The 16,386-nt window shown below is 73.3% G+C and carries 12 protein-coding genes; 2 read left to right on the top strand and 10 right to left on the bottom strand.

The window, feature by feature from the left end; genetic code table 11:
- Nucleotides 1-153: 153 nt before the first annotated feature.
- The 3 genes from katG to ACFVYS_RS10900 form a co-directional block, all read right to left on the bottom strand.
- The gene (gene katG, locus ACFVYS_RS10910) at nucleotides 154-2,373 is read right to left on the bottom strand and encodes a catalase/peroxidase HPI (RefSeq protein ID WP_389500865.1); all 2,220 of its coding nucleotides are present in this window, start codon (nucleotides 2,371-2,373) and stop codon (nucleotides 154-156) included.
- Between the two features lie 67 nt (nucleotides 2,374-2,440).
- Nucleotides 2,441-2,878 (bottom strand): Fur family transcriptional regulator, encoded by a 438-nt coding sequence (locus tag ACFVYS_RS10905; RefSeq protein ID WP_389500863.1) that lies wholly within the window; start codon nucleotides 2,876-2,878, stop codon nucleotides 2,441-2,443.
- Nucleotides 2,879-2,950: 72 nt separating this feature from the next.
- Entirely contained in the window at nucleotides 2,951-4,189 is a 1,239-nt protein-coding gene (locus ACFVYS_RS10900) for a cysteine desulfurase-like protein (protein WP_389500861.1), read from the bottom strand.
- 251 nt (nucleotides 4,190-4,440) lie between these two features.
- Between ACFVYS_RS10900 and ACFVYS_RS10895 the strand changes: the two genes are divergently transcribed.
- Nucleotides 4,441-5,580: an SGNH/GDSL hydrolase family protein gene (locus ACFVYS_RS10895; RefSeq protein WP_389500859.1), complete on the top strand. Its 1,140-nt coding sequence runs from the start codon at nucleotides 4,441-4,443 to the stop codon at nucleotides 5,578-5,580.
- Nucleotides 5,581-5,812: 232 nt separating this feature from the next.
- On the opposite strand, the gene ACFVYS_RS10890 is transcribed toward ACFVYS_RS10895, so the two are convergent.
- Genes ACFVYS_RS10890 through ACFVYS_RS10865 form a run of 6 tightly spaced genes read right to left on the bottom strand, consistent with a single transcriptional unit; the run spans nucleotide 5,813 to nucleotide 13,732 of the window.
- The gene (locus ACFVYS_RS10890) at nucleotides 5,813-7,459 is read right to left on the bottom strand and encodes an FAD-dependent monooxygenase (protein ID WP_389500857.1); all 1,647 of its coding nucleotides are present in this window, start codon (nucleotides 7,457-7,459) and stop codon (nucleotides 5,813-5,815) included.
- Nucleotides 7,456-8,301 carry a fumarylacetoacetate hydrolase family protein gene (locus ACFVYS_RS10885; protein WP_389500855.1) on the bottom strand — a complete coding sequence of 282 codons (846 nt, stop codon included), beginning with the start codon at nucleotides 8,299-8,301 and terminating at the stop codon, nucleotides 7,456-7,458. Before ACFVYS_RS10885 ends, ACFVYS_RS10890 begins: the two co-directional genes overlap by 4 nt.
- 11 nt (nucleotides 8,302-8,312) lie before the next feature.
- A complete protein-coding gene (locus tag ACFVYS_RS10880) occupies nucleotides 8,313-9,266 on the bottom strand; it encodes a dioxygenase (RefSeq protein ID WP_389500853.1) in 954 nt (317 codons plus the stop codon).
- Nucleotides 9,263-12,169 carry a glycoside hydrolase family 78 protein gene (locus tag ACFVYS_RS10875; RefSeq protein ID WP_389500851.1) on the bottom strand — a complete coding sequence of 969 codons (2,907 nt, stop codon included), beginning with the start codon at nucleotides 12,167-12,169 and terminating at the stop codon, nucleotides 9,263-9,265. Before ACFVYS_RS10875 ends, ACFVYS_RS10880 begins: the two co-directional genes overlap by 4 nt.
- Nucleotides 12,170-12,198: 29 nt before the next feature.
- Entirely contained in the window at nucleotides 12,199-13,179 is a 981-nt protein-coding gene (locus ACFVYS_RS10870; protein WP_389500849.1) for an alpha/beta hydrolase fold domain-containing protein, read from the bottom strand.
- Nucleotide 13,180: 1 nt separating this feature from the next.
- Nucleotides 13,181-13,732, bottom strand: coding sequence for a quercetin 2,3-dioxygenase (locus ACFVYS_RS10865; protein WP_389500847.1), 552 nt, complete (start codon nucleotides 13,730-13,732; stop codon nucleotides 13,181-13,183).
- A 173-nt stretch (nucleotides 13,733-13,905) separates the two neighbouring features.
- Between ACFVYS_RS10865 and ACFVYS_RS10860 the strand changes: the two genes are divergently transcribed.
- Complete coding sequence (locus tag ACFVYS_RS10860) at nucleotides 13,906-14,742, top strand: IclR family transcriptional regulator (RefSeq protein ID WP_389500845.1); 837 nt, start codon at nucleotides 13,906-13,908, stop codon at nucleotides 14,740-14,742.
- Nucleotides 14,743-14,837: 95 nt separating this feature from the next.
- On the opposite strand, the gene ACFVYS_RS10855 is transcribed toward ACFVYS_RS10860, so the two are convergent.
- Nucleotides 14,838-16,307 carry an MFS transporter gene (locus ACFVYS_RS10855; RefSeq protein WP_389500843.1) on the bottom strand — a complete coding sequence of 490 codons (1,470 nt, stop codon included), beginning with the start codon at nucleotides 16,305-16,307 and terminating at the stop codon, nucleotides 14,838-14,840.
- Nucleotides 16,308-16,386 lie beyond the last annotated feature (79 nt).

The following is a 16,386-nucleotide window of genomic DNA, read 5'->3' as shown; positions in this document are numbered from 1 at the left end:
GCAACGGGTGCCACCGCGCGGCCGGTCGCCGGCGGAACGCGCCAGGGCGCCCGGGCCGGTCACTGTGGACCGGGCCGGACGCCCTGGCGGTCTGGCTGTTTCTAGCTGTTTCTGGCTGCTCCGCGGTCTTCCGATCCTCCGGGGAGGCCGGAATCAGATCAGGTCGAACCGGTCGAGGTTCGAGACCTTGACCCACGCGGCGACGAAGTCGTTCACGAACTTCGCCTTCGCGTCGTCGCTCGCGTAGACCTCGGCGAGGGCGCGCAGCTCGGAGTTCGAGCCGAAGACGAGGTCGGCGCGGGTGCCGGTCCACTTGGCCTCGCCCGTGGCGGCGTCGCGGCCCTCGAAGGTGGTCTGGTCCGAGGAGGTCGACGACCACGTCGTGCCCAGGTCGAGCAGGTTGACGAAGAAGTCGTTGGTCAGCTTGCCCGGCGTGTCGGTGAAGACGCCGTGCGTGGACTGGCCGTGGTTGGCGCCCAGCACGCGCAGGCCGCCGACCAGGACGGTCAGCTCGGGGGCGCTCAGGGTCAGCAGGTTCGCCTTGTCGAGCAGCAGGAACTCGGCCGGCAGGCGGTTGCCCTTGCCGAGGTAGTTGCGGAACCCGTCGGCGGTCGGCTCGAGCGCGGCGAACGACTCGACGTCCGTCTGCTCCTGCGTGGCGTCCACGCGGCCCGGAGTGAAGGGGACCTCCACAACGTGGCCGGCGTCGGCCGCGGCCTTCTCCACGGCGGCGGCGCCACCGAGGACGATCAGGTCGGCCAGCGAGACCTTCTTCGCGCCGGAGTTGAACTCCTGCTGGATGCCCTCCAGGACGCGCAGCACCTGGGCCAGCTCGTCCGGGTTGTTGACCTCCCAGCCGCGCTGCGGCTCGAGGCGGATGCGGGCGCCGTTGGCGCCGCCGCGCTTGTCGCTGCCGCGGTGGGTGGAGGCCGACGCCCACGCGGTGGACACCAGCTGCGAGACGGTCAGCCCCGAGTCGAGGAGCTTGGCCTTGAGCGCCGCGATGTCCTCGGCGCCGATGACCTCGCCCTCGGCCGCCGGCAGCGGGTCCTGCCACAGCAGGGTCTCCGCCGGGACCTCCGGGCCGAGGTACAGGGACTTCGGGCCCAGGTCACGGTGGGTCAGCTTGTACCAGGCGCGGGCGAAGGCGTCCGCGAACTCGGCCGGGTTCTCGTGGAAGCGGCGCGAGATCTCGCCGTAGATCGGGTCGAAGCGCAGCGCCAGGTCGGTGGTGAGCATCGTCGGGAGCTTCTTCTTCGACGGGTCGTGCGCGTCGGGGATGATCGCCTCGGCGTCCTTGGCCACCCACTGCTTGGCGCCGGCCGGGGACTCCGACAGCTCCCACTCGAAGCCGAAGAGGATGTCGAAGAAGTCGTTGCTCCACTGGGTGGGCTTGGAGGTCCAGGTGACCTCCAGACCGCTGGTGATGGCGTCGCCGCCCTTGCCGGTGCCGTAGGAGGACTTCCAGCCCAGGCCCTGCTGCGCGAGGGCGGCGGCCTCGGGGTCGTCGCCGACGTGGTCCGCCGGACCGGCGCCGTGGGTCTTGCCGAAGGTGTGACCACCGGCGATCAGGGCGACGGTCTCCTCGTCGTTCATCGCCATGCGGCGGAACGTCTCGCGGATGTCGCGGGCCGACGCCAGCGGGTCCGGGTTGCCGTTCGGGCCCTCGGGGTTGACGTAGATGAGGCCCATCTGGACGGCGCCGAGCGGGTTCTCCAGCTCACGGTCGCCGGTGTAGCGCTGGTCGTCGAGCCAGGTGGTCTCCGGGCCCCAGTACACGTCCTCGTCGGCCTCCCAGACGTCCGCGCGGCCGCCGGCGAAGCCGAAGGTCTCGAAGCCCATCGTCTCCAGCGCGACGTTGCCCGTGAGGATCATGAGGTCGGCCCAGGAGATGGACTGGCCGTACTTCTTCTTGACCGGCCACAGCAGGCGGCGGGCCTTGTCGAGGTTGGCGTTGTCCGGCCAGCTGTTCAGCGGGGCGAAGCGCTGCTGTCCGCGGCCGCCGCCGCCACGGCCGTCACTGATGCGGTAGGTGCCGGCGCTGTGCCAGGCCATGCGGATCATCAGCGGGCCGTAGTTGCCGAAGTCGGCGGGCCACCAGTCCTGCGAGGTGGTCAGCACCTCGGCGATGTCCTGTTTCACGGCCGCCAGGTCGAGGGCCTCGAACGCCGCGGCGTAGTCGAACTCCGCACCGAGCGGGTTCGCCACGACGGGGTCCTTGGCGAGGATCTTCAGGTTGAGGCGCTCCGGCCACCACTGACGGTTGCCACCGCCCTGGGTCGGGTGCGCGGCGCGACCGCCGTGCGCGACCGGGCAGCCACCCGCCTCCGCCGCCTTCGAGTCGGTCACGATCGCATCATGGTTCTCGGTCATGGGGGAATCCTTCTGGGGTGGTCGGATCACATGCTCACGTACCGCAGGCGTCGGGTCCCGCGGGCGCTCAGGTGCTGGGGGCGGTGGAACAGTCGGGGCACAGGCCCCAGTAGATGACCTCGGCCTCGTCTATGGCGAAGCCGCGGTCGTCGGAGGCGGTCAGACAGGGAGCGTGGCCGACGGCGCAGTCGACGTCGACGACCGCGCCGCAGGACCGGCAGACGAGGTGGTGGTGGTTGTCACCCACGCGTCCCTCGAACCGGGCGGGGCTGCCCGGGGGCTCGATGCGGCGCACCAGTCCCGCGCCGGTCAGCGCGTGCAGGGCCTCGTACACGGCCTGGAGGGAGATGTGGCCCACGCGGCCGCGCACCCCCGTGGCGATCGCCTCGACACCGAGGTGGTCGCCGTCCCGGACGGTCTCGAGCAGGGCCACACGGGCGGCCGTCACCCGCAGGCCGGCACCGCGCAGCTCCTCGGCGGTGGTCGGTGTACGGGGTGCTGTCATGGCGTCGAACCTACTTCATAAACACGAACCATTCAAGAAAACGAACGGTGCAGGTCTGGGAAACGGCACACGTCAGAGAAACGAGGCGAGCCCGTCGAGGAGCCTGTCGACGTCCTCGGTGTCGTTGTAGGGCGCGAGTCCCACCCGCAGCGCGGGATCGTCGAGCTTGAGCGCGGTGAAGGCCTCGTAGGCGTAGAACGAGCCCGCCGGGGCCACGACACCCCGGGCGGCGAGATACGTCTGTGCCTCGCGCGCGTCCCGGCCCTCGAAACTCATCAGCACGGTCGGGGTGCGGTCCCGCGCCCTCGAGTGGACGGTGACGGCGTCGCCCAGCGCGCGCAGCCCCTCCTCCACCCGGGCGCGCACCAGGTTCTCGTGCTCGTGCAGGGACCGCAGCGACCGCGCCAGCCGCTGCCTGCGCGACCCCGCCGTCCCCGGCCCGTCCCCGGGCACCCCCGGCCGTCCCGGCCCGATCGGGTCGAGCGCGGCCAGGAAGTCCACGGCCGCGGTGGCGCCCGCCAGGATCTCGTAGGGCAGCGTCCCGAACTCGAAGCGCTCCGGCACGGTGTCCGGCGACGGCAGCAGCTTGTCCGGTACGAGCGCTTCGAGGACGTCGGGCGCACCGGCGAGCACCCCGCAGTGCGGACCGAGGAACTTGTACGGCGAGCAGACGAACAGGTCGGCCCCCAGCGCGGGCACGTCCACCAGGTGATGGGCGGCGTAGTGCACCCCGTCCACGAACACCAGGGCGCCCACCTCGTGCGCCCGGTCCGCGATCCGGCGCACCGGCGGCCTGGTGCCCAGCACGTTCGAGGCCGCCGTCACCGCGACCAGCCGGGTCCGGGGCGACAGCGCCCGCTCGTAGGAGCCGAGGTCGAGTTCCGTGGTCGCGCCGTCGATCTCGATCCAGCGGACGGTGACCCCGGCGCGCTCCGCCGCCTGGATCCAGGGGCGCACATTGGCGTCGTGGTCGAGCCGGCTGAGGACGATCTCGTCACCCGGCTGCCAGCCCGTGGCCAGCGTCCGGGAGAAGTCGTACGTGAGCTGCGTGGCGCTGCGCCCGTGGACGACGCCTGTCTCCGGCACGCCCAGCAGGTCGGCGTAGGCGGCCCGGAAGCCGGCGACGGCCTGCTCGGCGTTGCGCTCGGACGCGCTGACCAGCCCCCGGTTGGACAGCGGGCCGGTCATCGTCCTGGTGACGGCCTCGGCGACCGGGGTGGGCGTCTGTGTCCCGCCCGGTCCGTCGAAGAAGGCGAGACCCTGCGCGAGGGACGGGAAGTGTGCCCGGAGGGCGGCGACGTCGATGGCCATGGCCCCGACTCTGGCACCCGGGCCCGCGGCCCACCAGGGAACCACGAGGGTCGGCGGCCCGACGGAATGATCGGACCCCTGCCGGTGCGTGAGCTGACGCCCTGGTGTCCTCCTCCAGGGGGAGCGCCGGGTACCCGCTCGGGCGGGAGGCCGGGGTCCATTCGGGGACCGACGCGACGAATTACACGACGAATGCCGGACAGAGGACTACGACTGACCTGACCTGACCTGTGCCGTCGAGAGGTCCTCGTATGCAATCCGTACTCGACCGCGCGCTCGACTGTGTCGTCGGCGCGCTCGGGAAGACCACCGACACGACCGGAGTCACCCTGCACCGTTCCCCGGACGCGGGGCGGGCGCGGCTGGCCGACCGGGCGTTCGACTTCAACAGTGCCGTGCCGTCCGGAGTGCGGTTGGAGATGCTGACGGACGCCACCGAGCTCGAGCTCGACGCCCGGCTGACCGTGGTCCTCCCGCTGGGCATGCCGTCCACCGGCAGCGTCTTCGACCTGGTGGTCGACGGCGAACTGCGCGAGCCGGTGGTGGCGACGGAACTGAGCCCGGTCTCCTTCGACCCTGCCACCGGCTCGCTGGAGGCCGGACCGGCCGAGCCCGCGACCGTGCGCTTCCCTGTCGGCCCGCGGGCCGGCGAACGACGGGTGGAGATCTGGCTGCCCGTCACCCCGGCCGTCACGCTGATCGACGTCCGCGTCCCGGACGGGGCGTCGATGCGTCCGGCACCGGCGAGCGGCCCCCTGTGGGTGCACTACGGCAGCTCCATCAGCCAGTGCTCGGACGCGGAGCGCCCGACCGCCACCTGGCCGGCCGCCGTGGCCCGCTCGGCCGGCCGGTCCCTGGTCAACCTCGGCCTCGGCGGGCAGTGCCAGCTCGACCCCTTCATGGCCCGTGCCGTCCGCGACCTGCCCGCGAGCGCGATCAGCCTCGAACTGGGCATCAACGTCCACAACGCCGACAGCATGCGGGAACGCGCCTTCGTCCCGGCCTTCCACGGCTTCCTCGACACGATCCGCGACGGGCACCCGTCCACACCGGTCCTGATCATCAGCCCCATCGTCTGCCCGGCCGCCGAACAGCGCCCCGGTCCCACGCTGGTGGGCCCCGACGGGATGGTCCACACCGTCGACCGTCCCGCCGAACTCGCGTTCGGCGCCCTCACGCTCACCCGCATCCGCGCGTTGCTGAGCGAACATGTCGAGCAGCGCCGCAAGGACGGCGACGACCGGCTTCAACACATCGACGGGACAACGCTGTTCGGCCCGGACGACGTGGCCGACCTGCCCGACGGCCTGCACCCCAACGCGGCCGGCTACGCCCGTATGGCCGAGCGCTTCCTGCCCCTCTCCTTCGGCGGCGCGGGCGCGTTCGGATGACCGGGATGCGCCGCAGGGGTCAACTTCCGTGTGTGATGCCGACCTTCACGGTCAGGGTGCGACCGGTCGTCGGCGGAGCGGGACATCGGCGGGTTCGACGTCGCGGTGCAGGGTGCCGGCGAGGGCCCCTCGACGCGTTCCATGACGATCCACAGCCGGTCCTCCGACTCGACCGGATCGTGGACGCCGACCACGTGCGGATGCGGGTGCGGCACAGCGGAGCACGCGATGATCACCCGCCGTCAACCGGGTTGCCTTGCCATGGCTTTGGCCGCTCCGCGCCGCGGACGACATCGAGCACCTCCCCGGCCCGTGCGCCGTCCGCGCCCCGCCACGCGATGTGCTGGTCGGGCCGGATCAGCAGCATCGGGGCGCCGTAGCGCTCGCACGGGACCAGGCCGGTCAGGTCGACGACGGTGAGCGGGATGCCCCGGGCCGCGGCCTCCTCGGCGAAGGCGGCGCGGTCGGGCTCCCTGTCATCGGCCAGGAGGAGCAGCGTCAGACCGTCGCCGAGCAGGTCGTACAGGGAACGGCCGTCGGGGAGCCAGCTGTGCGGCAGCCGGGCGCCCGGGAAGGACAGCCCGTGGTAGCTGCGCGGCACCAGGGGCGGGATCGGGGAACCGTCGTCGACGACGACGGGGGACGAGGCGTAGTGCTGGCCGAGGACGAGGCCCTCGCTGTGGAACTCGCCCGCCTTGGCCTGGAGGGCGGCGGCGGTCCGCGCCCGGCGGCGAACGGCCTCGGGCGTGTCGCCGAGGAGCGCGGGGTCGGCGAAGGACGGGGCGAGCAGCATGTCCTGGGCGGCACTGCCGGCGATGATCCGCCGAGCCACCGGGCGCCGTTCGCTCTGGTAGCTGTCCAGCAGCTCCGCGCCGCCCCAGCCCTGGAGAACCGCGGCGAGTTTCCAGCCGATGTCCACCGCGTCGCCGACACAGGTGTTGAAGCCGTGCCCGCCCCACGGGGGGTTCAGATGGGCGGCGTCGCCCACCAGGAAGACACGGCCGCGCCGGTAGCGGTCGACCAGGAGCATGCGGGCGGTCCAGGGGTCGGTGGCGAGCACCTCCACGGGCCCGGGGTGCCCGGCGCCGACGAGGCCGCGTATCAGCGCCTCGGGTGCCACCGGATGGTCGGGGTCGGTCCGCTGGACGATGGCCCACCACCGGTCGTCCAGGTCGAGACGGCCCATGAGGCCGGAGGCCTCGGGGCTCACCACCCAGTACTGCACCGCCCGGTCCAGGCCGACCGCCTCGCCCAGGCCCGGTGCCCGGAAGACGATGCTGAGGTTGGGCCGTTCACCGGACGAGCCGGCGTAGACCGCTCCGACGGCCTGCCGGCTGACTCCGCCGCCGCCGTCACAGCCCAGCAGATAGCCGGCCGTGAGCACGCGGACGGAGCCGTCGTCGGCGGTGACCGTGGCGCGCACGGCGTGTTCGTCCTGCTCGACGGCGCTGACCCGGTGGCCGGTCAGGCAGGTGACCGAGGGCAGTCCGGCCACCGCCGTGCGCAGGAGCCGCTCGACGACCGGCTGCGGGACCTGCTGGCCCGGCTCCGCCCAGCGCTCGTCGCGGCCGTCGTAGAGACCGAACACGTTGCGGAACCGGGTCAGTTCGGTGCCGAGGAGCCCGGTGCAGAAGATGACGTCCTGGGACCAGGCCACCGGCAGCGGGGCGGCCGCGCGCAAGCGGTCGGCCAGGCCCCAGCGGCGGAAGTGCTCCATGGTGCGGATGCTGGTGGTCTTGGCCCGCGGCCGGTCGTCGTCGACGGTGATGCGCGGCTCGACGAGCACGGTACGGATGCCGCGGCGGCCGAGCTCGACCGCCGCGGCGAGACCGGACGGCCCGCCGCCGGCGATCAGTACCTGGACGGTCGTCCCGGTCACGCGCCGGACCTCGCGGACGCGTCGGTGACGGGCGTACGCAGCGTCCCGAGCCGGTCGACCTCCACCTCGACGACGTCACCGGAGCGCAGCAGACGGGGCGGCGTACGGACGTAGCCGACGCCCTCCGGGGTGCCGGTGGCGACGACGTCGCCCGGATGCAGGGTCAGGGTGGCGCTGATCCGCGACAGCAGCTCGGGCACCCCGAAGATCATGTCGCGGGTGTTCCCGTCCTGCATGACCTCCCCGTTGACGCGGGTGACCAGGCGCAGCCCGTCGGTGAGGCTGCCGGCCTCGTCGGCGGTGACGACCGTCCCGATCGGGCCGCTGCGATCGGCGTTCTTGCCCAGCGTCCACTGGGCGGTGAGCTTCTGCGCGGTACGGGCGGTGAGGTCGTTGAAGACGGCGTAACCGAGGACGGCGGCCTCCGCCTCCCGCTCGTCGGCGTCGCACAGCCGGGCGCCGACGACGGCCGCGACCTCGCCCTCCCAGTCCAGGCCCGGTTCGTTGGCGGGCACCGGGACCGGTACGCCGCTCACCGACAGGGAGGCCGTCCAGCGGCCGAACAGGGTGGGGTGCTCCGGCGCCCGGAAGCCGCCCTCGGCCGCGTGCGCACGGTAGTTGAGACCCACGCACAGCACCCGCGCCGACGCCGGTACCGGCGGGGCCAGGGACACCTCCGCGAGCGGGACCGTGCCGTGCCGGACCGCGCGGGCCCGCTCCAGCCAGTGGGGGAGGTCCGTGTAGAAGTCGTCCACGTCCGTGAGCGGGGTGACCCTGCCGTCCACGGCGACGCCGATCATGACCTGCTGCCTGCGGCCGGACCCACGGTCCGGATCCGTCATGCCGACGAGCTTCATGCGCGCGTGCCTCCGGATTCCGCCGCGGGTGCCGCGGCCAGACGGATGTCGAACTCGGCCGCCAGGAACGGTCCTTCCATGCCGAACCGGCGCGCCGTGTCCTCGTCGCCCGGGGCGAAGGGCGCGATGAGCGGGTCCTTGACGGCGAACGCCGCGTCGGAGCCGAGGTAGGGGTCCTCGGCGGCGAACACATGGGTGGTGAGCGACCGGTGCCCGGCCGCCTCCACCCGCAGGTGGACATGGGCGGGGCGCATGGGGTGACGGCCGAGCGCCCGCAGCAGCTCGCCCACCGGGCCGTCGGTCGGCACCGGGTAGCTGGCGGGCTTGACCGTACGGAACCAGTAGGCGCCGTCGGGACCCGTGGTGAACAGCGCGCGCAGGTTGCCGTCGGGCTGCTCGTCGTCCTGGCTGTCGTACAGACCCGCGTCGTTCGCCTGCCAGACGTCCAGCACGGCGCCGGCCAGCGGCCCGCCGTCGCAGTCGGTGATCCGGCCGTGCACCACGGCCCGCTCCCCGCGCCGCAGTTCGGGGCCCTCGGCGATCCAGGCGCCCATCGGGCGGGGCGGCGCCGGCGAGTGGAAGGGGCCCTCGACCGAGCTGGGCGTCATGCCGGCCGGGCCCGTGTGGTTGACCTCGTCCACGGCCGAGGTGAGGCCCAGCATGTCGGAGAGCAGGATGAACTCGTTGCGGCGGTCGGTGCAGGCCCGGCCCGTGCGGACCAGGAAGTCCACCGCGCGCAGCCACTCGTCCTCGGAGGGCCGGGTCTCCCGCACGAAGGCGTGCAGATGGGTCACGAGGCCGCCGATCAGCTCCCGCAGCCGCTCGTCGTCGCTCCGCACGGTGGAGAGGACCTGTCGCAACAGGGCGTCCTGCCGGGGGTCGTGGGCGGAGCCGGGGGGCACCGTCCCTCCCGCGGGGGCGTGTCGAGCCGTTCCGGTGGGTTCGGTCATGAGGTCGCTCCCGTGGGCGTCAGGGCGGCGTCCGGCACCGCGCAGGCGTAGGTGTGGGTGCCGGCCCCGGCCTGGTGCCGGGCGCCGTCGGGCAGGACGACGTGCGCGGTGGTGCCGGGCGGCACGGTGACGGAGAGGCGGAAGCGGCCGTCCTCGAGGTGCCAGGACGAGCGGATCGGCCCGTACGGCGAGTGGTGTTCGGCCCGGGCCCGGGTCAGGCCCCCGCCGGGGCGGGGTGCCACGGTGAAGCGGCGGTAGCCCGGAGCGTCCTCGTCGGGCCTGATCCCGGCCGTGCAGCGGTGCAGGAAGGAGACGACCGCGCCCTTGGAACAGTGGTTGAGGGAGTCGTGCGGGGTGCCGTCCGCGCCGACCCCGTCCCAGTGCTCCCAGACGGTCGTCGCGCCCCGGTCGATCATGTGCAGCCAGGACGGGGCGGTGTCCTGGAGCAGCAACTCGTACGCGACGTCCAGGTGTCCGCAGTCCGCGAGTACGGGCAGCAGGTCCGGGGTGGCGAGGAAGCCGGTGCCGAGATGCGTGTCCGCCGCGCGGACGAGTTCCACCAGCCGCTCGGCGGTCCGGGCCCGCAGTCCTTCCGGGACCAGGTCGAAGGCGAGCGCCCGCACGTGGTGGGCCTGGGTGTCCGGGCGCAGCGAGCCGTCGGCCGCGATGAACTCCGTCCGCCAGGCGGCACGCACCCGCTCGCTCAGCTCCCGGTAGCGGTCGGCGTCCTCGTCGCGGCCCAGGACGCGGGCGATGCGCGCCGCCAGCCGGGTGGAGTGGGCGTAGTAGGCGGTGGCGACGTCCGCCTTGTCCAGGGCCGCGTACGCCGCCAGGTCGACGACCTTCTCACCGGGCACGAGCCACTCGCCCCAGTGGAACCCGGTGTCCCACAGATACCGCTCGTGCGGCGCCGGGCGGGGCGAGCGCCGGATCCGGTCCGGGTGCCGCGCCTCGCGGGCGGCCCGTTCGACCCGGCCGAGCCAGGCGGTCATGGCCGGCCACAGCTCCTCCAGGATCCCGGCGTCACCGTAGGCCAGGTACAGCTGCCAGGGCACGATGACCACCGCGTCGCCCCAGCCGGCCGAGCCGTTGAGCTGCGCCACCGGCCCCTTGGGCCCCTCGGTGCGGCAGGCCGGCGAGATGTTGGCGACGGTGCCGTCCGGCCACTGGTCGGCGGCGACGTCGCGCAGCCACTTCGCCGAGAAGCCCGACACGTCGTAGAGGAAGGCGGCGGTCGGCACGAACAGCTGCCAGTCACCCGTCCAGCCGGCGCGTTCGCGGGTGGGGCAGTCCGTGGGGATGTCGCAGACGTTGCCGCGCAGACCCCACCGGGCGGCCTCGTGCAGCCGGTCGACCCGCTCGTCGCCGCAGTCGAACCAGCCGGTCCGCCGCAGGTCGGAGTGGACGACCACACCGCGCAGGTCATCGGCGGTCAGCTCGCCGGGATGACCCTCGACGCGGACGTAGCGGAAGCCGTGCGTGGTGTGCCGCGGTTCGAAGACCTCGCCGGGCCGGCCGGCCGAGACGACCCGGTCGACCTGGCCGGCCGGGAGCGGCTCGGGCAGGAACGGCATGTCCACGCGGAGGTGGTCCGTCGTCACATCGCCGTCGGGTCCCAGGGACTCGCCGTGCGTGAGGGTGAGGTGGGTGCCCGCCGGACCGAGGTCGGTCAGCCGCACCCAGCCGTTGATGTTCTGGCCGAGGTCGAAGACCTGCCGGTCGGGGCGCGGGCGGGTCACCGCGACCGGGGTGAGTTCCTCGACGCGCCGCACGGGCGGGGCGGGTGAGGCGACCAGCCCGGCATGGCCGTGGTCGGCGACCTCCACCGGCGTCCACGCCGAGTCGTCGTACCCCGGCAGGTCCCAGCCGACGGGGGTGCGGCGCAGGTCGGTGAACTGCCCCGCGATCAGGTCGGCGGCCACGACCGGCCCCGGAGCCCAGCGCCAGTGCCGGTCGGTGGACACGACGGACGTGGTGCCGTCGGCGTGCTCGAGGTGCAACTGCGCCAGGAACGAGACCCGCTCGCCCCACTGGTCGCGCGCCCGGGTGACCCCGACCTGGCCGCGGAACCAGCCGTCGGAGAGCACCGCCCCCAGGGCGTTCTCGCCCTCCCGCAGCAGCGTCGTCACGTCGTACGCCTGCACCTGCAGATGTACGTCGTACTGCGTGAACCCCGGTGTCAGCTCGGCGTCCCCGACCCGCTCCCCGTTGAGGAAGACCTCGTAGAGACCCTGCGCGGTGGCGTAGAGCCGGGCCCGGCGGACCGGCGAACCCGCGGTGAACGCGGTGCGCAGCAGCGGAGCGGGCCGGTGCCCGGCGGGCGGGACGCCGGGTCCGTCGGACATGCGGGAGCCGCTGGGTCCACCGGACACGGGTTCACCAGGTGCGCCGGGCAGGCCGGCCCCGTCGGGCGCGGGTCCACCGGGCACGCCGGGTCCCACGGGCAGGCCGGGCAGGCCGGGCAGGCCGGGCAGGCCGAGTTCACCGGGTACACCGGCTTCGCCGGGTGCGAGGGACTTACCGGGTGTGACGGACTCACCGGGTACGACGGGCTCACCGGGTACGACAGGCTCGATCCACCGTGCCTGCCAGTCGGTGGGATCCAGCAGGCCGGTCTCGAACCAGGTCTCCTGCGACCACGCGCTCTCGCCGAGGTCGGTCCAGACCTTGACCCGCCAGGTGATCCGCTCCCCGGCGCCGGGCGGCGGCCCGTCGTACGGCACGTGCGTGCTGTCGGCGGAGTCGACGCGGCCGGAGTCCCAGCCCGTGCTCGTGCCGACGCGGTACGCGAACTGCTCGCGCGAGCCGGGCGGCAGCCACCAGGACAGCCGGGGGCGGCGGTTGCCGAGGCCCAGCGGCTGTTCCAGCTCGTCGGCACGCAGACAGGTGGGAGCGGCGTTCATACAGGTGACCAAACGTTCGAGGAGGAGAGTCAGGCCGGGGCGGGGAGCCCGAGGGGGCCGCAGACCTCGGCGGCAAACTCCAGGGCTTCGGCGAACACGGTCTCCGGGTCGGGCAGCCCGGCCCAGAAGTGGTCCGCGTCGTCGACCAGGTGCAGGCTGACCCGGCAGCCGTGGGCGCGCAGGGCGGCCGCGAGTTGTTCGCTCTGCCCGGTGGGGACGAACCGGTCGGCCGTGCCGTGGGCGAGCAGGAACGGCGGGGCGGCGGCGGAGGCGTGGCTCACCGGGCTCGCCGCCGCGGCGCGTTCCGGCGCCGCCGGTACGGGTGCGCCGATCAGCAGCGACTCCCGCGAGTCCACGGCGTCCGGGGAGCACACCGCGTCGGGCCGGGACTGGCGCTGCATGGTGCGCAGGTCCGCGGGCCCGTACCAGTCGACGACCCCGGCGACGGTCACGCCCGGACCGGGCTCGCCGACGTCGCCCTCCCACTCGGGCCTGCCGTCGGTCAGTGCGAGCAGGGCCGCGAGATGACCGCCGGCCGACTCGCCCCACAGCACGACCCGTCCGGCGTCGAGCCCCAGCGCGTCGGCGTGCGCGTGCAGCCAGCGCAGCGCGGCCTTGCCGTCGTGCAGCTGGGCCGGGAATATGGCCTCGCCGCTGAGCCGGTAGTCGAGGGAGGCGACCGCGAAGCCCGCCCGGACGAGACGGTCGAACGGTCCGACCGGCCACCCGGCGAAGGCCGCGCCGAACTGGTCCCGCCGCCCGGTCCGCCAGCCGCCGCCGTGCAGGAAGACGATCAAAGGGACCGGGCGCTCGGGGTCGTGCGCGGGGCGGTACAGGTCGAGCAGCAGCGGCCGGAATCCGAGCGGCGAGCCGTACTCGACCCCCCGCAGCACCCGGGCGCCCGCGGCCGTGGTCTGCTCCGCCGGAAGGGGGGCTGCGGGAAAGAGGGAAGCCGGACGGGCGGAAGCCGGAGGGGTGGAAGCCGGACGCGGGGAAGCATGCGCCGCCATGTCAGCCGTCCAGGGGGCGGAGGTCGAACCGGAACTCCTGCCGGTACGCGTCGGCGGCCCGGCCCAGCTGCTCGTGGGACGGGACGTACGGCGGGTGCGGAAGCTCCAGCGAGTCCGTGCGGATGCCGGCCGTGCCGAAGAACCGCTCGAAGCCGGGGCTGGACACGCCCATGATCTTCGTGTCGTCGGCCTCGACACGGAACGTGTGCAGACAGCCGGCCGGCACGTAGCCGAAGTCACCGGGCTTCAGCAGCTTCTCGTACTGCTCTCCCTCGGGGTCCTGGATCCAGACCCGGGCACGGCCGGAGAGGATGTAGAAGGTCTCGTGCACGTCGGCGTGGCTGTGGGTGGGGATTGCGTCGCCCTTGGGAGCCGCGAGGGTGAAGATGCCGAACTGGCCGGCCGTCTCGTCCTTGCTGAGCAGAACGGTGATGAGGGAATCGAACAGGTGTGCTCGCTCGCCCTCTCCGTCCTCCAGGAAGAAGGGCGTCGGCTTCCCCGGCAGGGGCAGGTGCAGCGCACCGCCGCCGCTCTGAGCGAACTCCGCAGTCATGAGGTCTCCTCGGAAATCTGATCGGCTCTGCCCGAGGCGGGCTACACATCGACTTGTGCGGTCAAGAATGCGGTCCGCCGTACCGGCCCACCAGGCGGAATTCCATTGAATGGCATACGTTCGAAACCCGGGCGCAACGCGTTTGCGGTCGCCGGGTGGGTCACACTGCACGGGTGACGAACGACGCGGGCACGTCCGGTGCCGCCGCCCGGGGAAGACGGCCGCCACAGGGCGAACCGGTGATCGACCGCGCTTTCGCGCTGCTCACGGCCTTCTCCGAGGACCGCCGCGCGCTGACCCTCGCCGAACTCAGCCGCGTCACGGACACGCCGACGAGTACGACGCTACGCCTGGCCCGGCGGCTCGTGCACTGGGGCGCTCTGGAGCGGGACGCCGACGGCCGCTACGTCGTGGGCCTGCGGCTGTGGGAGGTCGCCTCGCTCGCGCCGCGCGCGCACGGGCTGCGCAGGGTGGCGCTGCCGTACATGGAGGATCTGTACGAGGCGACCCACCAGCACGTCCTGCTGGCCGTACGGGACGGCACGGACGCGCTGCTCGTCGAGCGGCTGTCGGCCCACACCGCCATCGACGTGCTGTACCGGGTGGGCGGCCGGCTGCCGCTGCACTCCACGGGCGTCGGTCTGGTGCTGCTGGCGCACGCCGAACCCGACTTCCAGGACGAGATCCTCGGGCAGGCCCTGACGCACGAGCCCGAGGGCGTCCCGCTGTCCTCCGCCGCGCTGCGGCGCTCCCTCGCCGAGATCCGCAGCACCGGGGTGGCCGTCGTCAACCGTGCGGAGCCCGTCCCGCTGCACGCCGTGGCGGCGCCCGTGCGCGGGGCCGACGGCGAGGTCGTCGCGGCGCTGTCGGTCGTCGTGCCGGCCGGCCACGCGGAGCCCCGCGTGCTCGCCCCCGCCCTGCGTGCCACGGCCCGGGCCCTGTCCCGCAGCCTCGGCGCCGTCACGGCCCCGCCGGCTCCGGCGCAGGGCGGCATCCACCGACGGCCGTGAAGCCGTCGGCGCATCCGTGAGCGCGTCCCCGCGAGGGGACGGCGGTGCCCCCGCCCGGGGACTCGGCGGGGGGCGAGGGCGGCGGTGCGGCTCGGTCAGGCGGCGGCGGGGGCCGCGTCGCTCTCCTCATCCCGCAGTGCCGGGATGAACAGGGACACCGCCAGCGCCGCCAGCAGGATCAGCGCTCCGGTCCGGAAGACCCAGGTGTAGCCCCCGTCCAGGTAGAACGCGGTGCCGTCGAGGACCGTGCTGTGCGCGGCGAGGACGGCGAAGCACACGGCGGGGACGACCGTGCCGAAGAAGTTGAAGAGCATCTGCATCAGGCCGCTGCCCTGCCCCTGCTCCTCCACCGAGACCACGCCGAGGACCAGCACGGGAGCGATGGAGACGATGAGGCCGGTGCCGAGGTTGGCCAGACACGCCGTCAGGACGAGTTCGGTGGCATGGGCGTGGAAGAGGCCCATCAGCCCGTATCCCGCCGCGCCCAGCCCCAGTCCCATGCCCCACAGCAGGCGGGCGTCGGCCTTGCGCAGCAGGCGGCCGGCGGCGAATCCGGTGCCCAGCATGACCAGGTTCCAGGTCAGACCGATCCGCGCGTTGTACGTGCTGGACCAGCCCAGTCCGTCGGAGACCCCGGGGATCGCGGGGTAGAGGGCCAGCAGGATGCCCATGGAGGCCATGGCCAGCGCGGTGGCCTGGCCCACGGCCGCGGCGCTGACGGTCAGCGCCACCGGCCGCCGGCCGAGCACGCGCAGATCGAGGATCGGATGGGCGCTGCCGCGCTCGACGAGGACGAAGGCCACGAGCGCCAGCAGCCCGCCGGCCGTCCAGCCGAGGGTCGCACCGCTCGTCCAGCCCCAGCTCCCTCCCTGGCCGACCGCGTACACCACGGCCGTCAGGCCACCGCCGAGCAGCGTTCCGCCCAGCCAGTCGAAGCCGCTCTGGAAGTCGTGCCGCGGGGTCTCGGGCACCAGCAGGGCCACCAGCACGAACGCCACCGCGGTCGCCCCGGCGATGAACCACAGCGCGGCCCGGTAACCCCCGGCGTCGATCAGCCAACCGGCGAGCAACGGCCCCACCACACCCACCAGACCCATGCTGCCGCCGAGGATCGCGCTGGCCTGCCTCACCATCCGGGCGGGGAAGAGGTCACGCACGGCAGGGAAGGACAGGGCGGCGAACGGTGCGTAACAAGCGGCGATGCCCCGGCCGACCAGCAGCAGCCAGAAGCTGCCCGCCATGGCCGCGACGATGTCGCCGACCACCCCGAGACCGATCATGGCGAGCATGATCCGCCGCCTTCCGTACCGGTCACCCGCCTTGATGACGAACGGGATGAGCAGGGTGGACACCATGGTGACGATCAACGAGAACCAGGCGACCTGGGTGGTGTGGAAGCGCTGCGCGATGTCGGCCGTCGTGTTGGCCGTGACGATGCCGGCGACCGCCAGCAACTGCGTCGGCCAGATCAGGGCCACCAGCAGGGCCACCAGCCGGCGGTTCCAGCGGTCGGAGGTCCGGTCGGACGATGCCGTGAGCGAGGGGCTTGCAGACGTCGACGTCACGCAGCCGCTCCTTTCGCGAGCCGGGCGGGAAGGGCAGACGCTCGGGAGCGGCACGTCCGACCCCAGGGCGGCCGGCCCC

Source organism: Streptomyces sp. NPDC058295, from assembly GCF_042880655.1.
In the GTDB taxonomy this organism is placed as follows: domain Bacteria; phylum Actinomycetota; class Actinomycetes; order Streptomycetales; family Streptomycetaceae; genus Streptomyces; species Streptomyces coriariae.
This window is presented reverse-complemented; position numbering and strand designations above follow the sequence as displayed.